Origin of the sequence: Actinomadura sp. NPDC049382 (assembly GCF_040677125.1) — a bacterium.
Classification (GTDB): Bacteria; Actinomycetota; Actinomycetes; order Streptosporangiales; family Streptosporangiaceae; genus Spirillospora; species Spirillospora geliboluensis.
On the sequence record NZ_JBFARO010000038.1, the window covers coordinates 33298 to 52441 of the forward strand.

General features: G+C 71.8%; 13 protein-coding genes. 4 read left to right on the top strand and 9 right to left on the bottom strand.

What is annotated here, in order from left to right:
- The first annotated feature begins 155 nt into the window (after positions 1-155).
- Positions 156-1097, top strand: a complete 942-nt coding sequence (locus AB0K34_RS22915; protein WP_301175170.1) for an NAD-dependent epimerase/dehydratase family protein — start codon at positions 156-158, stop codon at positions 1095-1097.
- Entirely contained in the window at positions 1090-5583 is a 4494-nt protein-coding gene (locus tag AB0K34_RS22920; protein ID WP_364550705.1) for an FtsK/SpoIIIE domain-containing protein, read from the top strand. The genes AB0K34_RS22915 and AB0K34_RS22920 overlap by 8 nt, the downstream gene beginning before the upstream one ends.
- Before the next feature lie 50 nt (positions 5584-5633).
- On the opposite strand, the gene AB0K34_RS22925 is transcribed toward AB0K34_RS22920, so the two are convergent.
- The 9 genes from AB0K34_RS22925 to AB0K34_RS22965 all read right to left on the bottom strand — a co-directional run bounded on the left by AB0K34_RS22925 (position 5634) and on the right by AB0K34_RS22965 (position 15603).
- Positions 5634-6617, bottom strand: coding sequence for an aminoglycoside phosphotransferase family protein (locus tag AB0K34_RS22925; protein WP_364550707.1), 984 nt, complete (start codon positions 6615-6617; stop codon positions 5634-5636).
- On the bottom strand, positions 6614-9076 hold the full coding sequence (locus AB0K34_RS22930; RefSeq protein ID WP_364550709.1) for a hypothetical protein: 2463 nt from the start codon (positions 9074-9076) through the stop codon (positions 6614-6616). Before AB0K34_RS22930 ends, AB0K34_RS22925 begins: the two co-directional genes overlap by 4 nt.
- Positions 9077-9484: 408 nt before the next feature.
- Positions 9485-9916, bottom strand: coding sequence for a hypothetical protein (locus AB0K34_RS22935; RefSeq protein WP_301175166.1), 432 nt, complete (start codon positions 9914-9916; stop codon positions 9485-9487).
- Positions 9917-10556: 640 nt separating this feature from the next.
- Positions 10557-12686 (bottom strand): hypothetical protein, encoded by a 2130-nt coding sequence (locus tag AB0K34_RS22940; RefSeq protein WP_364550711.1) that lies wholly within the window; start codon positions 12684-12686, stop codon positions 10557-10559.
- Positions 12687-12712: 26 nt separating this feature from the next.
- Positions 12713-12946, bottom strand: a complete 234-nt coding sequence (locus AB0K34_RS22945; RefSeq protein WP_301175164.1) for a hypothetical protein — start codon at positions 12944-12946, stop codon at positions 12713-12715.
- 119 nt (positions 12947-13065) lie between these two features.
- Entirely contained in the window at positions 13066-13335 is a 270-nt protein-coding gene (locus tag AB0K34_RS22950; RefSeq protein WP_067795563.1) for a WXG100 family type VII secretion target, read from the bottom strand.
- Between the two features lie 219 nt (positions 13336-13554).
- A complete protein-coding gene (locus AB0K34_RS22955) occupies positions 13555-14091 on the bottom strand; it encodes a hypothetical protein (RefSeq protein WP_301175163.1) in 537 nt (178 codons plus the stop codon).
- 128 nt (positions 14092-14219) lie between these two features.
- On the bottom strand, positions 14220-14549 hold the full coding sequence (locus AB0K34_RS22960) for a hypothetical protein (protein WP_364550714.1): 330 nt from the start codon (positions 14547-14549) through the stop codon (positions 14220-14222).
- 13 nt (positions 14550-14562) lie between these two features.
- A complete protein-coding gene (locus AB0K34_RS22965) occupies positions 14563-15603 on the bottom strand; it encodes an SPFH domain-containing protein (RefSeq protein WP_364550716.1) in 1041 nt (346 codons plus the stop codon).
- 203 nt (positions 15604-15806) lie between these two features.
- On the opposite strand from AB0K34_RS22965, the gene AB0K34_RS22970 reads away from it, so the two are divergent.
- Positions 15807-17576 (top strand): biotin carboxylase N-terminal domain-containing protein, encoded by a 1770-nt coding sequence (locus AB0K34_RS22970; protein WP_364550718.1) that lies wholly within the window; start codon positions 15807-15809, stop codon positions 17574-17576.
- Between the two features lie 133 nt (positions 17577-17709).
- Entirely contained in the window at positions 17710-19140 is a 1431-nt protein-coding gene (locus AB0K34_RS22975; protein WP_364550720.1) for a hypothetical protein, read from the top strand.
- The last annotated feature ends 4 nt before the right edge of the window (positions 19141-19144 follow it).

Sequence of the window (19144 nt, forward strand, 5' to 3'; positions counted from 1 at the left end):
CCTCCCGTGCGGGGCCGTCGCGCCCCGGTTCGGTTCGCTCATGCCCCGAGATTAACAGAGCGATGCACTGAAGTGAGAGCACTGCTCTTGACAACACTGCTCTCGCGAGAGAGCATCGCTCTCGTTGCAGAGCACCGAACCGAAGGAGTGGGGACATGGGCAAGCACGTGATCGTCGGAGCGGGGCAGGTCGGGGCGCACCTCGCCGAGCGGCTCACCGCGCGCGGGCATGACGTCGTCGTCGTGACGCGGTCGGGATCGGGGCCCGAGGGCGTCGAGCGGATCGCCGCCGACGTCGCGGACCGGACCCGGCTGACGCAGATCACCAGGGGCGCCGACGCCCTCTACAACTGCGTCAACCCGCAGTACCACCGCTGGGTGCAGGACTGGCCGCCGATGGCGGCGTCCTTCCTCGGCACCGCCGAGGACACCGGGGCCGTCCTGGTCACGCTGAGCAATCTCTACCTGTACGGGCCGGTCGACGGGCCGATGACCGAAGACCTGCCGCTCGCCGCGCCCGGCACGAAGGGGCAGGTGCGGGCGAAGATGTCGCGGGACGCCTTCGCCGCGCACGAGGCCGGCCGCATCCGGACCACCGAGCTGCGACCGTCCGACTACTACGGGCCCCGGAGCACCGACCAGGCGTACATCGGCGAGACCCGGTTCGTGAAGCCGCTGCTGGCGGGCAAGCGGGTGCTGTACTTCAGCGACCCGTCCGTCCCGCACTCGTGGACGTACCTGCCGGACGTCGCCGAGGCGCTCGCCATCGCCGGGACGGACGAGCGGGCGCTCGGCCGCGTCTGGCACGTCCCGACGGCGCCGGCGGTGTCCACGCTGGAGGTCGCGGAGCGGCTGTGCGCGATCGCGGGCGCGCCGAAGCCGCGGGTCACCGAGGTGCCGCGCGCCGTGTTCCGCGCGCTCGGGCTGTTCTCCCCGCTGCTGAAGGAACTGCGGGAGACCCGCTACCAGTTCGACGAACCGTACGTTCTCGACTCTTCCGCTTTTCAGGCGACGTTCGGGATGGCTCCCACCCCGCTGGACGACGCCCTCGAAACGATCATCGCCGCCTACCGGAAGTCCGCCGGGGTTGATGCCTAAGCTGACTCCGGTCGACCAGCGGACGTCGGAGGCTCGGATGCGGATCTCGTTCACGGCGCTGACCGGCGGCGGTCCTCGCGATGTCGTCATCGACGTCGACGCCGAGGCCACCGTCGGCGGGATCGCGCAGTCGCTCGCGGCCGTCCTCGACGGCGCCCCGCCGGCCCTCACGCCGCGCTTCTCCAAGGCCGCCCTGCTCGCCAAGGACGGGCGCGGCCCGCGCAGGGCGCTGTGGATGGACGGCCGGATGCTCGACCCGCAGGCCCTCGCCGTCAAGGAGCTGCGGGACGGCGCCGTCGTCGCCGTCGAGCAGCGCGGCGCCGCCGCCACCGTCCTCGCCGAGCCGACCGGCCTCGTCGAGGTCCGGGTCATCGGCGGCCCGGCCGCCGGGTCGGTGCACCGGCTCGGGCTCGGCACCAGCACCATCGGCTCCGGGCGCGACGTGGACGTCGTGCTGGACGACCCGTCCGTCCCGGCGCGGTCCCTGCGGCTCACGGTCGCGCGCGACACCGTCGAGGTCGAGGCGTCCGCGATGACGATGCAGGGCGCCGCCGCGCTGGACGGCACGCCGCTCGGCGCGAAGACCGCCTGGCCCGCGGAGGCGCTGCTGACGGTCGGCGACAGCGTGCTCGCCCTCGCCCCGAGCGCCGCGCCCGACACCCACCTCGAACCGCTCCCCGAGGGCGGGCTCGCGTTCAACCGGCCGCCGCGGCTGCACCCGGCCGACCGGGTGCGGACGCTGGACGTCCCGAAGCGCCCCGAACGCAACCCGCGCGAACGGCTCCGGCTGTTCGGCGCGCTGCTGTTCTCGGCGTTCGGCCTGGTCATGGCGTTCGCGCTCGGCCAGTGGTGGTGGGCGCTGTTCGCGCTGGCCTGGCCGGTGATGACGGTCGGCGAGTGGATCGGCGACCGGCTGCACGGCCGCAAGTCGTACAAGAAGGCGCTGAAGGAGTACCACCGCAGAGCGGGCGAGTTCGACGGCGAGCTGGAGCGGCTGCGGCGCGCGGACGAGGCCGAGCGGCGCGCCCTGCACCCCGACCCCGCCGAGGTGCTGCTCACCGCCACGGGCCCGCGCCGCCGCCTGTGGGAGCGGCGCCGCGACGACGCCGACGTCCTGCACCTGCGGGTCGGGCTCGCCGACCTGCCCGCCCGCATCGAGCTGACCGGCGACCCGCGCGCCGTGCCGATCCCGGCGGCCCGGCGGGTCCCGGTGGCGCTGCCGCTCCGCGAGCTCGGCGTCGTCGGGCTGACCGGCCCCCGGTACGCCTCCCGCGCGCTCGCCCGGTGGATGGTCGCGCAGGCCGCCGTCCTGCACAGCCCCCGCGACCTCGCCATCGTCGTCCTCTCCGCCGACCAGCAGGCGGGGGACGAGTGGAACTGGGTGCGCTGGCTGCCGCACTGCGCGCCGCGCGAAGGCGAGGACTGCGTGGCCCTCGTCGGGGCCGACACCGAGTCGGCCGCGCACCGCATCACCGAACTCGCGATCCGCGTCACCGAACGGCGCCGTACCGCACAGGCCGAGTCGTCGTTCTTCGGGCAGGACGCGGTGCCGTCCGTCCCGTACAACATCCTGATCGTGCTCGACGGCGCGCGCGCGTTGCGTCGCCTGCCCGGCATGCCGATGCTCCTGTCACGAGGCGCCGAGTACGGCCTCTACGCCATCTGCGTGGACGACGAGGAACGTCTGCTCCCCGAAGAGTGCCAACTGGTCGCCGCCTGGGACCCGCAGCGCCCGTCCCAGCTCCGCCTCCAAGGGCAAGGGCTCGAAGTAGTCGGCCCAGTGCTCGCCGACCAGGTCTCCCCGGCCTGGACAGACCGGGTGGCGCGCGCGCTGGCCCCCGTCCGGGACGTGTCCCGCGAAGATCCGGCCGACTCCATCCCGGCCGACGTACGGCTCCTCGACATCCTCGGCATGCCCGAACCCACAGCGGAGCACATCCTCCAGTCATGGGGCAGGACGGGTCGCACCACACGCGTCCCCATCGGCCTCGGCTCAGGGCAGCCCTACGAGATCGACCTCCGCACAGACGGCCCCCACGGCCTCATCGCAGGAACCACAGGCGCGGGCAAGTCGGAACTACTGCAAACCCTCATCGCGTCCCTCGCCGTGGCGAACCGCCCGGACGAGATGACGTTCGTCCTCATCGACTACAAGGGCGGCGCCGCGTTCAAGGACTGCGCCCGCCTCCCCCACACCGTCGGCATGGTCACCGACCTCGACGGCCACGCCACCGAACGCGCCCTCGAATCCCTCGCCGCCGAACTCCGCCGCCGCGAGGAGATCCTCCTCGACGCCGGCGCCAAGGACGTCGACGACTACAACGACCTGCGCACCGCCGACCCCGGCCTGCCCGCCATGCCGCGCCTCGTCCTCATCATCGACGAGTTCGCCGCCATGGTCACCGAACTGCCCGACTTCGTCACCGGCCTCGTCGACATCGGCCGCCGCGGCCGCTCCCTCGGCGTCCACCTCATCCTCGCCACCCAGCGCCCCGCCGGCGTCGTCACCGCCGACATCCGCGCCAACACCAACCTGCGCATCGCGCTCCGCGTCACCGACCCGGACGAATCGACCGACGTCCTCGACTCGCCCGAGGCCGCGCAGATCTCCAAGTCGACCCCGGGCCGCTGCTACGTCCGCTCCGGCATGGCGGCGCCGCAGCCCGTCCAGTCCGCGCGGATCGGCGGCCGCCGCGGCGGCCCCGCCGGCCCCGGCACCACCGTCCTCGCGCTGCCCTGGCAGGGCCTCGGCCACCCGCTGCCCGCGCCCCGCGAGGCCGCCGACGACACCACCCTCGCCACCGACCTCGGCGTCCTCGTCCAGGCCGTCGACGAGGCCGCCCGCCGCGCCGGCATCGCCCGCCGGCCGTCCCCGTGGCTGAGCCCGCTGCCGGACATGATCAAGCTGACGCCGCGCACCGCCGCGGGCGGCTCCGTCGTGGACGTCCCGCCGATCCGGTTCGGCATCACCGACCTGCCCGCCGTCCAGTCCCGCGAGGAACTCGCCCTCGACCTCACCGCCGGCGGCCACCTCTACCTCGCCGGGTCCGCCCAGTCGGGCCGCTCCACCGCGCTGCGCACCATCGCCGGCTCCCTCGCCTCGTCCTGCTCCCCCTACGACGCCCACCTGTACGCGATCGACTGCGGCGCCAACGCGCTGCTCCCCCTGGTGTCCCTGCCGCACTGCGGCGCCGTCGTCACCCGCGACCAGCTCGACCGCTGCGAACGCCTCCTCACCGCCCTCACCGCCGAGGTCGCCCGCCGCCAGCAGCTCCTCGCCGAGGCCGGCTTCGCCACCCTCGCCGAGCAGCGCGCCGCCGTCGCCGCCACCGACCGCCTCCCCTGGATGGTGCTGCTCCTCGACCGCTGGGAGGGCTTCCTCGGCGCGTTCGAGCACTACGACTACGGCCGCCTCGTCGACCAGGCCGTCCACCTCCTGCGCGAGGGCGCCGCCGTCGGCCTCCGCGCCGTCTTCACCGGCGACCGCTCCGGCCTCGGCGGCCAGATCTCCACCGTCTTCGACCGCCGCCTCCTGCTGCGCATGGCCGACCCGAACGACTACGGCTACGGCGGCCTCCAGGACCGCCAGATCCCCGCCGCCATGCCGCCCGGCCGCGCCCTCGAACCCACCGCCCCGAACGCGCCCCCGCGCGAATCCCAGATCTGCCTCCTCGGGGACGACCCGTCCGGCACGTCCCAGGTGGCCGTCCTCCAGGAGATCGCCCGCACCTGCGTCTCCCGCTACGGCCGCCTCCCCCGCCGCCGACGCCCCCTCCACGTGGACGAACTGCCCGTCCGCGTCACCTACCGCGAGGCCATGTCCCTCGACCCCGAGTTCACCGCCCCCTCGCCCCTGTGGGCCCTGGTCGGCGTCGGCGGCGACACCCTCGCCCCCGTCGGCGTCGACCTCCTCAACGAGGGCCCCGGCTTCGCCGTCGCCGGCCCGCCCCGCTCGGGCCGCTCCACGACCCTCCGCACGATCGTCCACTCGCTCCTCGACCCGGCCGTTGGCGGCGGCCTCGTCCCCGTCGTCCTGGTCACGCCCCGCCGCTCCCCGCTCCGCACCCTCGCGGACCGCCCCGGCGTCCTCGGCGTCCTCACCGCCGACTCCGACCCCGACGACCTCGCGGACGCCATCGGCGACGAACACCGCTACGCCGTCATCGTCGACGACGCCGAACTCCTCGACGAGACCGACCTGGACGACGCCCTCCGCGACGTCCTCCGCACCGCCCGCGACGGCGAGCACGCCGTCGTCATCGGCGGCACCACCGCCGACCTCGGCCGCGGCTACCGAGGCTTCCTCTCCGACACCCGCCGCTCCCGCTCCGGCGTCCTGCTGTCCATCGACTCCCCCGACGACGGCGACCTCTTCGGCCTACGCCTCCCCCGCAACGCCCCGCTGGGCGGCCCCACCGGCCGCGGCCTCTTCGTAGCCACCGGCACCACAACCCAAATCCAAGTAGCCCTCCCCCCAACCGACTAACCGCCCCGCCTACCGACATCCCGGGGTGCCCCCGGACGCCGAGAGGCGGCTCAGCGGACGCGCAGGGCCCCCCCAACGCTCCGGGGATCGGCCGGGGCGGCGATGTGCCAGTAGGGACGAGCGGCGTCGAGCTTGGCGACCAGCGAGCCGATGAGCTGCTGCTCCGGATAGGGATAGGGGCCACCGGCGGCGAAGAGCTGCGAATAGCGGACGGAGTCGACGATGGCCGACTTGATGCGTTCGTGCGTCAGGTAGGCGTCCAGGTCCCGCCGCCAGCCCGTGGTGTGGTCGGACGGCATGGCGGCCTGCCAGCGGGTGATGAGGGCGTCCTGCTCGTCGGGCAGGTAGCCCATCTTGTGGATGTGCACGGCGAGGTCGTACACGGGGTCGCCCCAGAGGGCGAGTTCCCAGTCGAGGAACGTGGTCTTGCCGTTACCGACGATCACGTTGCGGCGATGGACGTCGGCATGGACGCAGGTGAAGGGTCGCGGAGTGAGGCCGCGCCACAGATCGTCCACCGGTGCGAGGGGATCGGCGGGGATCGCAAGGGCGGTGAAGAGCTCGGCGTACTCGGCGCTGAAGGTGTCGTAGACGCGCTGCGTCAGGTCGGAGAGGAGGCGCGCAAAGGCGGTCGTGTCGCTGTCGGCCGGCCAGCCGGCAGGGACGCAGGGGAGCCGAGGGACGTTGGTGAGCTGGGCGAAGAGGCTCACGACGTCGTCCACCACGTGGGGCGGGACGGCGACGCCCCGCGGCGCCACATCGTTGAGGACGTCTCCGGTGATGAACTCGTGGATCTGGAACGGTGGGTCGTCAGAGGAGTGAAGCAGGCGGGGGGCGTCGCGCACGTGCGCGGCGATGGCGGCGAGGACGCGGTCCTCCCGCCAGGGCCGCAGGTCCATCATGTCGGCGCCGTGGATCGGTATCCGGACGATGACCGGGCCGTCGGGGGTGTCGACGCGGATGTTGTCGTTGTAGTAGCCGGCCGCGGATTCGCCGTGCGCGCGGGCGCGCTCGTACAGGCTCCGCCAGTTCATCCGTCCTCCAGCATGGCCGTCACGAGTGCGCGCGCCTGGTCGTCCAAGAATGGCAGCAGGTTCGGTGGGCTGATCTGGTCGCGGGCCCGGGCGGTGATCGCCGTCGTGTGCTCGTCGGCGGCGTCGAGGGCGTCCAGGAGGTGCCCGGCGACCATGAGGAGCGTGGGGTACACCTCGGCGGCGACCAGTTCGGCGACGGCCCAGCGGGCGGACGCCACGGCGGCGGACGCGTCGCCCGTCCTGGCGTGGAGGAAGGCGCGGAAGAGCTCCGCGCGGGCCCGGCCGGATCGGTAGCGCGCCCGTTCCAGGGCATCGGTCGCCGCCTGGAACGATGCCGCCGCCGGGGCGTACTGCCCGAGGCGGACCTGTGCGATGGCCAGCGCGGTGAACGCCTTACCGATCTCGTGGTGGGCGCCCAGGTCGGTCTGCGCGTCGAGAGCGTCGGCGGCGGCGTCGACGGCACGGGCGGGATCGGTCCAGGCGAGGAGTTCCGCCCGGTTGGTCTTGATGTCCGCCTGACCGATGATGGCGCCGGCCTGCGCGTAGAGCGCGGCGGCGGTCTCCAAGGACTGCGCGGACGTGTCGAGGTCGAAACCGAAGCGGTAGCCGAGGTGCTGGAGGCGGACCACGTCGCCGCGCAGCACGAGGTCGTCGTCGGGGGCCTCGGCAAGGATCTGCTGCGTGATCGACAGCGCGTCGCCGAACCGGCCCTGGCACATGTCGAGATCCGCCATGCAGAAGCCGGCCCGCAGCCGGACGGGGCCGGAGTGGTGGTCCCAGACCTGGCGGAAGAGGCGCTGCGCTTCGCCGGTCGCTCCGGCGATGCGGCGGCCGTGCGCGCCCGCGAGGGCGAGGCGTGCGCCGGGGACGTCGTCCAAGGGCCAGTCGATGGACGGGGTGAGGCGGGTGGCGGTCTCGGCGTCCCCGAGGAGGACGGCCGCCTCGGCTTCGAGACAGCGGGCCGTCTGGGCGAGATCGGCGTCGCCGCCCGAGTCGAGGTGTTCGCGCAGGTCCTGAGCGATGCCGTCCACGCCCTGTTTCCCGCCGTACGTCATGGCCCGGTCGGCGTAGGCCAGGACGTCTTCGCCGCGCAGCGCACCCGCATGAAGGCCGCAGTACGCCGCCTCCCGAACGGCACGGGCCCGAGTCGCGACACCGTTCTCCGCCGCGTGGGCTTCGGCGGCGCGAGCGTCCCACACTTTCTGCAGGACGGCCTGCACGTCCCGAGCCGTCCCGTGGGAGAGCCGCCGGTGCAGTGCCGCGCGCATGAGCTGGTGGAGGCGGCGGCCGTGGACACCCGCCGGATACACGAAGGAGTAGGCGGTGAGCGACTCCCAGGCCATGCGGTGCCGGGGCAGGTCGAACGCGTCCGCCAGCGTCTGGAAGATCTCGTAGTCGAAGATCCGGGCGACGCTCAGCAGTTCGAGCGTGCGGATCTCGTCGGGCGCGACGTGGGCCAGGAAGCGCTGCAGGATCTCCTCGGAGGAGACGGCCGCCGCCTGCCGGGCCGTCGTGCGCGTGTCCACGGCCAGGTGGAGGTAGAACGGCAGGCCCTGACTAGCGGTGGCGATCGCCTGGCGCGCGGCGTCGTCGGTGATGCCGCCCTCGGTCAGGAGTTGCAGGCGCGCCGCCATCGGCAGGCCGTCCACACGCTGGTGGCGGATGACGTCGGCCCAGGCGGGGTCCTGCCGGGCCCACGCGAGCGGTTCACGGCTGGCCACCACGACCGCTCCCTTGTCGAGCTGGGCGATCAGGTCGCGGAGCCAGACGTCCTGGGCCGCGGCCCGGCCGGAGCGCGCGGATGCGGGGACGAGCGCTTCGTAGGCGTCCACGAAGATGACGTAAGGGCGGTCGGAACCGTCGCGCAAATCCTCGGCGAACAGGTAGGTGACGGCGTCGGCGAGTTCGGCGTTGGTGAGGTCGTCCAGCTGGCTGAGCGTGTCGTCGGACTTGATCCGCTGCCGCTGCCGCATCCCGCTGGTCGCCTTGCCCAGCAGGCGCAGCAACCCGACACCGGTGCCGAACACCGGCACGCCGGCCGCGCCGTCGATGATCTGGGACAGCGCTTCGCTCTCGTCCACGAACGGAAGCTCTTTGGGAGACAGGCGCAGGTGCGGGTGGAGGCGCTGCCAGAGGACGGCATAGGCGATGTCGAAGCGGTCGAAGCGGATGCCCTGGCGGCCGAGCTCGACGCGCAGGACCGCGAGGGCGTCCTCCTGCTGCCGCATCGCGGGAACCTGAAGGTCGATCGTCGCGGTCCGGTGGGTCTCAGCGCTGCGCTGCCCGAGTTCCTGCAGCAGCCGGGATTTGCCGATGCCGCCGACTCCGACCAGGTTGAACACGCAGGGCGAACCGTGCGGAACCAGTAACACGTCGGCGAACGCGGCCATCACCGCTTCTCTGTCCACGAACGGCCGGTGCAGAGCGGCGACCCGCCGGAAACGCGGTTCAAGGGGCATCGGCGTCCTCCGGGGCGACGGCGTTTTCCTCCGTCCGACGCGGGGAGGACGGAAAGTCGTTCCAGAGCGACGATAACCGGGCCCACCCACCAACGCATGGCGCGTCACCCCAGCCCCGACACCGTCCGACTCCTAATCGCCGCCAGGCTCGCCGGCCCAACGCTGGCCGTATGCGCGGAAACGGAGAGGGGCGGCGGTCGGGCGCTGGGCGGCTCACCGGGCAGGGCACCGCGGCTTTCGTGCTGCTGGCCTTCCCGTGGTCGGTCCGGCCGTGCTGGTGCGGGGCCTTCAAGAGCATCGGAAGGCGTTCTGGCTGGACGGGCCCGTACTCATCCAGCGACGGGTACGCGGAGTGCGATCTACGCACCGCCCGATTCGCCTTGCACAGGTCAGCGATGACCATGAGCCTCACCGCCGGCGGTACTGCCGGTCAACCGTCCCGAACGAGGGGTCCATCCACTCCGCGACCTTCTCCGGCGACGGCTTCCGCTTGGCCGAGCGCCACACGCAGAAGAACACGACCGCATAGGCCGCTGAAAGCGTCACCGCGTAGTTGGCGCCGTACCCGATGTCGTACTTCTCACCAGGGTCGAAGGAGAACGCGAAGGTCGAGACCGTGGTGACCAGCCCGACCAGCCATGCCGCACACGCCATCCCTCGGGTGGCCGCCGCGCTGGCCGCCACTCCCAGAAGGAGCGTGACCACCAACAAGGCGGGCAGCAACCTGGCCGGTCCGTCTATCACCTCGACTGCGGCCAACTCCCAGAGCACGTGAGGTGTGCCGCTCACATCAATCCACGGCGCCATCGTCCAACCCGTCAGCGCCATCGTCACGGCCATCCCCCACACCGCACACCGGATCCGACGCTCGAACTCGGCGGCGCCTAACGCAGGACCCCTGCTCATGACGCCCTCGGCGTGCACTTATGGAGCTCCCCGAACCGCTTCTGCGCGATCCGCATGAAGTCGAACATGTCCTGCACCGCATCCCGCCCCCGCGCCACGGATACAAAGTTAATACTGATCCACGGCTTCTTTTTTCCGCATCTGAACAACGCCACGACATAGTTGGGGAGCCCGGTGAGCCCGCCGGATGGGCGGTATCCCGCCAACCCGCGCCCCAATTCGGACGGGAGTTGATGCGATGATTCCTCCGCCCAATTCTCCCGCTGGGTCCGTAGAATGTACTCCCCATCACTGGTAGACCACTCGATCCCCAGTGGTGCATGACCTCCCTGGGGAGATACCAGACATAGACCTCCTCCCGGCTGCCGCTTACCCCAATCGCTCTTCAGCGGGGCGGTGATCCCCGTAGAGCGACGGAAAGCGGCCTCGGGCACGAGGTCACAGAGATAGGGCGCCCCGTCCTCCACAGGCAGCGCAGCCGACGGCGGACTCGGTTCGCGTGGAACACCGTCATTACACCCGGCAACCAGAAGCATCGACGCCGAGAGGAATCCCAAAACTTTAAGCACCGTGGTCACCGCTGGGGGCTCGGAGTCACGCTCTTGCCCTCCGGGTCCTTGTAGTGTCCGGCGGTCTTCTCCCGCCCGTTCCGCATGGAGTTTTGCACTTCATTATTCAGATTATCTAGATGCAGCCTATTTTGAGCCCACTGCAGAAGATCACGCAACTCCTTAGCGCTCAGCGAGTCGACGGGCCGGACTTTGGGATCGGGTCCCTGTGTGGCGAAAGGCTCCCCGTCCACCCGCAAGGCGTCAAAGCGGCCATGGCTCACCATCGAGGAGAGGACCATCTGATTGACCAACTGTTCCACTGCCTCCGTCTCGGTCGTCGGAGTCACGATCGTTCGGTCTGCCTTGTCCGCCAGCCTTTTCGCCGCGATATCGGTCAACTTTCCGGTCATCGCCAGCATGGTGGCTTCCGCTGCCTTGCCCGCGCCCGGGAGTCGCTCAGCGACCAGCGTCGGTGCGATCGGCACCAGTCCGACCGCCGTGCCGACGTACTTGCGCATGCGGTTGAGATCTTCAGTCAGCCGTGCCTCCTCCGCGCCGATCGCCTGGTTGCGGGCTTCCAGCAGGTGGCCGAACATGCGCCCTTCGTGCGCGATGGCGTCGGACAGGCTGCCGTGGCCGGCGACCGCCCGGTCGATCGCGAGTTTGGAATGGGCGATCTGGCCCATGAGCAGGCGCTCGTAGGCGGCGGCGTCCCGGGTCACGTCCAGGAGAAGGTAGTCCAGATCATCACCGGTGAGCTCTCCCGGCGGCGCTTTGGCCGTGTACTCGGAGAGTTGGACGATCTCGTGCAGTTTCTCCAGGTGTGCGACGAGGACGTTCGCCATGGCGGGGCGCAGGCCGGAGAGTTCGTCGTAGTGCTTCGGGCGGGCGATCGCGTCGCCCAGTTCACCATGCGCCAGGGCGTCGGCCGGGCCCCGTTCGGGGATCTGCAGGATCCCGTTCTTGACCACGAAGTTCTTGCGGGCGTCGGCTATGAGGATCTTGGCGGCGTCGAAGGCCAGGCGGGTCGACTCTGCGTCCTGGCCGGTGGCGGCGGTTTGGATTGCTTCGCCTAGGGCGGTGCCGTGGTCGGTCTTGGACCAGACGGGGCGGCGGTCGTGGAGGAGGTATTGGAGGGTGGTGGCCTTGAAGCCTGGTTCGGTGCCCGGCTCGAAGGGGCCCATGTAGGTGTGGGTGAGGAGGGCTTGGGAGGCTTCCTTGCCGGAGTGGGCGGCGGCGGTGAGGAGGGCCGCTAGGAAGTCTGTTTTGTTGTCGTTGGGGACGACCTTTGTTGTGGTCGGGTCCAAGGCGTTGCCCAGGCCCGCCTTGCCGGCGAGGGTCGGGAGCGGTTCTTCGCCGAGGGTTTTTCGCAGGCGGCCGTCGTAGGCGATCATGTCGCTGCCGACGGTGTCGATGAAGTGGGCGGAGAAGCGGGTGTCGCCGGCGGCGGCCAGGAGGGCTGAGAGGGACTGGTAGCCCGCCGTGCCGTGCGGGGGTGTGCTGAGGGGCGGGAAGTTCGCGCGGCCCGCGCGGGTGAGGTTGCGCAGGTAGTCGTCGCCCAGGTACGCGGCGGTGCCTGGACGGGTCGACAGGGCGAGGCTGCGGCCCCACAGGGCCAGGATCGCTCGGGTTTCGGCGGCCCGTGCGTCTACGCCTTCGCGGTCGTGGCGGACGTCGGCGGTGAGCGGGACTGTCAGGTCCATCGGGAGCTTCAGGAGGGCCTCGGGGCCCAGGGACTCCAGGAGGCCCTTGGCGAACATCGGGGTGATGTCGTCTGGGCGGAGGGCGCGCAGGGCGGCCTTGGCGGCGGGGTCGCCGGACGCGGCGCGGCGGAAGAGGTCGGCGCTGCGGCGGCCGGCCGCGTAGCCGACCTGGTCGGTGTAGCGGTCGGGGAGCTTCAGGTAGTCGCCGTCCGGGCGGCAGATCGTGAAGGCGAGCCGCTGGCGGTCGAGGTCGTGCGCGAGCTGGTTGCGGCGGCGCAGGTCGGAGGCGGCCCGGTCGGCCCAGGCGGCGATGCGTTTGATCTCCATCGCGGGGGCTGTGCTGACCTGGGCGGCGTGCAGCGCCTGCCAGAGTTCGTCGGCGAGGTCGGCCAGTTTGGGGGCGGCCTGGGTCAGCTGGCGGGTCATCTGTTCGAACTCTGCCAGCTTCACGCCGCAGGTGTCGGGGTCTAACCAGGTCACGGGCGGTTCAGTTCATCTCGGACGAGTTGGAGCGCCCTGCGCAGTTCGGCGTGCAGGGCGGCGTCGCTCCGGTCGAGTTCGCGGGCGAAGGCCCGGGAGGCGGTGCCGCCGACCCAGGCGTGGTCGTCCATGGCCCGGCGGGACGCGGTGAACAGGTGCCAGTGCTCGTCGGACAGCATCTGGATGCGACCGAGGAGGAACTGCAGTTGCAGCGGCGATGGTGTGCTCACGAGGATCCCTCTGGCGTGGGTCCGGCCGCGGGGTCGCCGGGAGCGGGAGCTAAGGCGGGGGGCTGAATGCGGGTCCCGACCTCGGGGGGATGGGCCGGGACCCGCGGCTCAGGACGAGGTCAGCGGGTGGCGGCCTCGATGTTCTGCTGGGACTTGCGGATGTCCTGGCTGCCCTGCTCCAGGGCCAGCGCCATCTTGTCGAAGGCGGTCTTGGCCTCGGCCCAGGCGGCGCGGAAGCGGTCGGCGCCCGGCCCCCACCAGGCGGCGCTGCTGCTGACCGTGCGGCCGTTGAGGTCCTTGATCAGGGCGTCGAGGTTGCGGGAGTGCTTGCTGAAGATGCGGGACAGTTCCTCGAGTTCGCCGAGGTTGGCTCCGCGCTTGTCGCCCATCGCTCCGGCCCTTTCGTCGCTGATCGCCGAACGTTTTGCCGTGTGCTGCGCAAAGAATGGCGCCAGCTTACGCCCCATCGATCACGTCAATCCAGCCGCACCTCCCCCGAAACGGCCATATTCCCGCCATCTCGGCTTGTCCGGATGTGGCCACCACGGGCTTGTGACGCGCATACTTACTGTGCGTCAAGGGAATTTCAGATCGCGCCGAAAGCGCGGTCAGCGGTCCGGGGTGACGGGGTCGTTGACCGGGCGGGCGCCCGGGTCCAGGACGCGCTCGGCGACCATGATGATCTGCTCGCCGCGGGTGCGGAACTCGAACCGGCGGCGCACCGACTGGGTGAACTTGCCGCCGCCGTACTTCACCTCGGTGTGCTCGACCGCCTCCAGCGTGATGCGGTTCCCGTCGCGGACGGCGCGGCTCGCGTCCAGGCGGGTGCGGGCGCCGGTGTAGGCGGGGCCGCCCGCCACGGGGGCGCGGTTGCGGGTCTCCAGTTCGCGGACGGCCCGCTCCTGCGCGCGCGCCAGCGTCGGGGAGATCCGCACGCCCTGGACCTCGACCGGCATGGCGCGGCGGTCCTGCGCGTGGACGAGGGCCTGGGAGCGGCGTGCCAGGAAGGCCCGCGCGGCGACGGTCAGCTGCTCGGTGACGTAGTCCTCCACGGCGGGGGGCTCCCGGTGGACGGCGGACGAGGGCGCCACCAGGCAGGCGGCCAGCACCACCGCCAGGCCGGCCCGGCGCCAGGGGCGCACCATCGGCGGCTCCGGTGAGTGATCATGTGCGAGCGGATTCGAGCCGAGGGTACACCGGGTGGGCGCGCCCTTTCGCGGCAAAGCCCGCGCCCCCCGCACAAGGGGCGCGGGCATTTCCGGGTAATGGCAGGTCAGCTCGCTTCGCTCTGCAGCGCGGCGACGCGGGAACGGGCCTGCGCCATCGCCTCGTGATAGCGCTCCTCCCATTCCGCGTCGCCGTCCTCGATGGCGGCGACCGTCTGCCGGCCGAGTTCGGCGAGCAGGTCGCCGGCGTCGTCGCGGGTGACCTGCCGGACGACGACCGTGGTGACGCCGCCGGACGACTCGGTGTGCGTCTCCCAGCGGGCGCCGCGCTCCAGCGCCGCCCCGCCCGCGGCGGAGCGGTCGGCGAACGCGTACACCAGCAGGACGACCACGGCGGCGGCCACCGCCAGCGCCACCAGCACGATCAGGAACCGCATGACCGCCTCCCCGTCACCGGCCCCGCAGGAGCGACCCGTTCGGGTTGCCGGGCGCGTACACGGTGATGCCCTGCGGGAGCGCCTTCAGTTCCTCGATCCTCGCGCAGGTCGGGCACTTGTTGTAGCCGTCCTGCCGGGCCTTGTTGGCGGCGGCCTCCGCCTTGGCCGTGGCGACCTTCGCCTGCGCCTCGCTGACCTGCGCGAACGCGGCCTGGGCGCGGTCCACGGCGTCCTGCACCTTCTCCGGCAGGGTGATCCGGACGAGGTTGAAGTGGATGTTGGTCACGAACTTGCCGCCGAGCGTCTGCTCCAGGTCGGCGGCCAGGCTGGTGTTGATCGCGTTCTGCACCTTGGCGATGTTGGCGTTGTTGCTCTGCGCCTTCGCCCCGACGGGCTGGACGCCGCGCGGCGCGGAGGAGTTCTGCACGAGCGCGCAGGAGGAGACGAGCTCGGCGCACCGGAAGCTGTTGATCTGGCTGCGCAGGTCGTTGTCGATCACCGGCCGGACGATCTGGTCGAGGAACGCCGACCAGCCCTTGTCGCCGTCGAAGACGTTGTACATCTCGCCGCCGGCGCTGCGGAACTTGCGGGTGCCGTACTTGTCGTCGAACTCCTTGATCGCCGCGTGGTCCTGGTTGAGGGTGAAGTACAGCGTGCCCTCGATGCCCATGTTGACGCCGTCGGAGCTCGGCACGGTGACGACGTCCACGCCGGTCTCGTCGCCCTTCTTGGAGTCCGAGGTGATCGTGTAGAAGCGCTGCTGGGCCGGGTACTTGTGGACCTGGGAGTACAGGCCGATCCAGACCCGGCCCGAACCCGGATTGATCACCTGGCGGATCTTGTTGTTGTCGAAGAACCCGCCGTTGCGGATGACGGCGATCTCGCCCCCGCTGGTCCGCTCGTAGCCGCCGAACAGGGCGCTGAGCACCGGCCAGCCGACGACGACCAGCAGCACGGCGGCGATGACGGCGGTGCGCCGCCGGGGCCTGCTGAGCCCCGAGAGCCGGCTGCCCGCTCCGGCCCGGTCCTTGCCGGACGACTCCTTCTTGGCCACGACCACTCCTCTCGCGCCCGCCCCGTCGGTGTGCGGGTCGCGGATGAGACGGCGGCGGGCGCGGTGGCGCTCCCCCGGTCACCAGACCGTTATCTCGCGAAACCTCCCACTATCCGGGACATGGAGCCCTATAAGGAGGGCCTTACGAAAAGCTGGTTCGGCCGTTATCTAGACTGCCTGCGAGGTTGAGGGAGGAGACCCACGTGCGCAAGGTCCTGATCGCCAACCGCGGTGAGATCGCGGTCCGTATAGCCCGTGCCTGCCGTGATGCGGGGCTGGCCAGTGTGGCGGTGTACGCCGAACCCGATCTGGAGGCGCTGCACGTTCGGGTCGCCGACGAGGCGTTCGCCCTGGGCGGGCAGACGGCCGCCGAGAGCTATCTGAACATCGAGAAGCTGCTGAAGATCGCCGCCGAGGCGGGCGCCGACGCCGTCCACCCGGGCTACGGGTTCCTGGCGGAGAACGCCGATTTCGCCGCCGCGGTGGAGAACGCCGGGCTGACCTGGATCGGCCCGCCGCCCGCCGCGATCACCGCGCTGGGCGACAAGGTGCAGGCCCGGCACATCGCGCAGAAGGTCGGCGCGCCGCTGGTCGCCGGCACCAAGGACCCGGTGTCCGGGGCGGACGAGGTCGTCGCGTTCGCCGAGGAGCACGGGCTGCCCATCGCGATCAAGGCCGCGTTCGGCGGCGGCGGGCGCGGGCTGAAGGTCGCCCGGAAGCTGGAGGAGGTCGCCGAGCTGTACGACTCCGCCGTCCGCGAGGCGGTCGGCGCGTTCGGGCGCGGCGAGTGCTTCGTCGAGCGGTACCTGGACAAGCCCCGGCACGTCGAGACCCAGTGCCTGGCCGACAAGCACGGCAACGTGGTCGTGGTATCCACCCGCGACTGCTCGCTGCAGCGCCGCCACCAGAAGCTCGTCGAGGAGGCCCCGGCCCCCTACCTGTCGGACGAGCAGCTCGAACTGCTGTACAGCTCGTCCAAGGCCATCCTGAAGGAGGCCGGGTACGTCGGCGCGGGGACGTGCGAGTTCCTCGTCGGCCAGGACGGCACGATCTCGTTCCTGGAGGTCAACACCCGGCTCCAGGTCGAGCACCCGGTCACCGAGGAGGTCGCCGGCGTCGACCTCGTCCGCGAGATGTTCCGGATCGCCGACGGCGAGGAGCTCGGCTACGGCGACCCCGAGCTGCGCGGCCACTCGATCGAGTTCCGGCTGAACGCCGAGGACGCGGGCCGCGGCTTCCTGCCGGCGGTCGGCACGCTGACCGCGTGGGAGCCGCCGACCGGCCCCGGCGTCCGGCTGGACGCGGGGTACGGCGCGGGGCAGACCGTCCCGCAGGCGTTCGACTCGCTGATCGCCAAGCTGATCGTGACGGGCGCGACGCGGCGGCAGGCCGTCGAGCGGTCCCGCCGGGCGCTGGCCGAGTTCGTCATCGACGGCATGCCGACGGTGCTGCCGTTCCACCAGACCGTGCTGGACGACCCGGCGTTCGTCCCCGAGGACGACGAGACGCCGTTCTCCGTCCACACCCGGTGGATCGAGACCGAGTTCGACAACCGGATCCCGCCGTTCGAGCACGCCCCGGCGGGCGACGAGGACGAGGCGGGCGAGCGGGAGCGCGTCACCGTCGAGGTCGGCGGCAGGCGCATCGAGGTCGTGCTGCCCGCCGGGCTCGGCGCGTCCGCGGCCCCCGCGGCCGGGAAGGCGCAGCCCGCCAGGCGGCGCGGCGGCACGAAGGGCGGCGGCGCGCAGGCGTCCGGCGACTCCCTGGTCAGCCCGATGCAGGGCACCATCGTCAAGATCGTCGTCGAGGACGGCGCGACCGTGGCGGCCGGGGACACCATCGTGGTCCTGGAGGCCATGAAGATGGAGCAGCCGCTCACCGCGCACAAGGCCGGGACGCTCACCGGCCTGTCCGCCGAGGTCGGGCAGACGGTCTCGGCCGGCGCCGTGATCTGCGAGATCAAGGACAGCTGACCGGCGGCCCGCTCCGCCCGGTCGGCGCCGGGCGGAGCGGGCGGCCCGCATGGGTGCCGGGCCCCATGCCGGGCCGGTGCAAATCCGTCCAACGGAGGAGGCATCAGGCCGCCCACGTGGGCAGATAGTAGGTATGAGCACCGAGAACCGGGCCATCCGAGCGGCACGCCGGGGCGCCGTCTCGGCGATCATCGGCGCCGTCGCAGTGCCGGCGTTCGCCTTCTCCGCCCCCGCGTCCGCGTCCGCGTCCGCCGCCGCCCCGGCACGGCCCGCCGCCGTCCAGACCGCCCAGACCGCCCAGACCGCCCAGGCCGTCCACCCGCAGGCCGCGCAGCCCCAGGCGGCCCGGGCGGCCCAGCCCGCGCAGCTCCGGGCCGACACGGTCGGGCAGATCGCGAACGGCCTCATCAACTCCCGCCTCTACGTGACGAGCGAGGCCGGGAACGTGCTGTCGGCGGCCGACCAGAACCAGATCAAGCAGTCCCTCGCCGGGGACCACGACGCCGACGTCCGCGCCATGGTGATCAGCAACAGCGCGACCGCGAGCCAGGTCAGGCAGCTGCTCCCGGCCGTCGCGCAGCGGGTCGGCAAGGGCGAGACGTTCGTCGCCGTCACCGCCGACGGCAGCCGCATGGCGGCGATCTCCCAGAAGCTGGACGCCCGCGAGATCAACCAGATCGTCACCCGCACGAACGGCATGCCGCTCAAGCAGCGGCTGGTCGACTTCGGGAACCGCGCGGAGACGAAGGTCGACCAGAACGCCCGGTCCAGCGCGCTCATCGGATACGTCGCCCTCGGCCTGGTGGTGCTCGTCGTGGGGGTGGCGACGGTCGTGTTCCTCGGCGCCCGCAAGCGGCGCCTGGCCCGCGAGGCCAGTGAGATGCAGGACCTCAAGCAGGGCGTCCAGGAGGACGTCACCCTGCTCGGCGAGGACATCGCCCGCCTCGACCTCAACGTCATGGACAAGGGCCTCGACCCGGCGATCCGCGCCGACTACGAGCACGCCATGAACTCCTACGACCAGGCGAAGGCGGCGACGGAGCGCGCGGCCAGACCGCAGGACATGTCGTCGGTGACGACGGCGCTGGAGGACGGCCGCTACTACATGACCGCCACCCGCGCCCGGCTGGCCGGCGACCCGGTGCCCGAGCGGCGCGCGCCCTGCTTCTTCAACCCGCAGCACGGCCCGTCCGTGCGGGACGTCATGTGGGCGCCGCCCGGCGGCAGCATCCGCTCGGTCCCGGCGTGCGAGGCCGACGCGGAGGCCGTCCTGCGCGGGGGCGACCCCGACATCCGGATGGTCCCGTACCGGGGCGCGCGGGAGCCGTACTGGAACGCCGGCCCCGCGTACGCGCCCTACGCCGGCGGCTACTACTACGGCTACGGCGGGTTCGACCTGCTCGGCGGGCTGATGATCGGTACCGCGCTCGGCTCGATGATGGGCGGCGGCATGGGCTACGGCGGCATGGACGGCGGGTTCGGCGACGGCGGCGGCGACATCGGCGGCGGCTGGGACTTCGGCGGCGGCGACTTCGGCGGCGGTGGCGACTTCGGCGGCTTCTGACCGC

Coding starts and splice junctions, on each gene's coding strand:
- AB0K34_RS22930 (WP_364550709.1), bottom strand. CDS start 9,076: ATGCCCCTTGAACCGCGTTTCCGGCGGGTCGCCGCTCTGCACCGGCCG.
- AB0K34_RS22950 (WP_067795563.1), bottom strand. CDS start 13,335: ATGGGCGACAAGCGCGGAGCCAACCTCGGCGAACTCGAGGAACTGTCC.
- AB0K34_RS22960 (WP_364550714.1), bottom strand. CDS start 14,549: ATGCGGTTCCTGATCGTGCTGGTGGCGCTGGCGGTGGCCGCCGCCGTG.
- AB0K34_RS22975 (WP_364550720.1), top strand. CDS start 17,710: ATGAGCACCGAGAACCGGGCCATCCGAGCGGCACGCCGGGGCGCCGTC.
- AB0K34_RS22925 (WP_364550707.1), bottom strand. CDS start 6,617: ATGAACTGGCGGAGCCTGTACGAGCGCGCCCGCGCGCACGGCGAATCC.
- AB0K34_RS22955 (WP_301175163.1), bottom strand. CDS start 14,091: ATGGTGCGCCCCTGGCGCCGGGCCGGCCTGGCGGTGGTGCTGGCCGCC.
- AB0K34_RS22915 (WP_301175170.1), top strand. CDS start 156: ATGGGCAAGCACGTGATCGTCGGAGCGGGGCAGGTCGGGGCGCACCTC.
- AB0K34_RS22935 (WP_301175166.1), bottom strand. CDS start 9,916: ATGGCCGTGACGATGGCGCTGACGGGTTGGACGATGGCGCCGTGGATT.
- AB0K34_RS22920 (WP_364550705.1), top strand. CDS start 1,090: ATGCCTAAGCTGACTCCGGTCGACCAGCGGACGTCGGAGGCTCGGATG.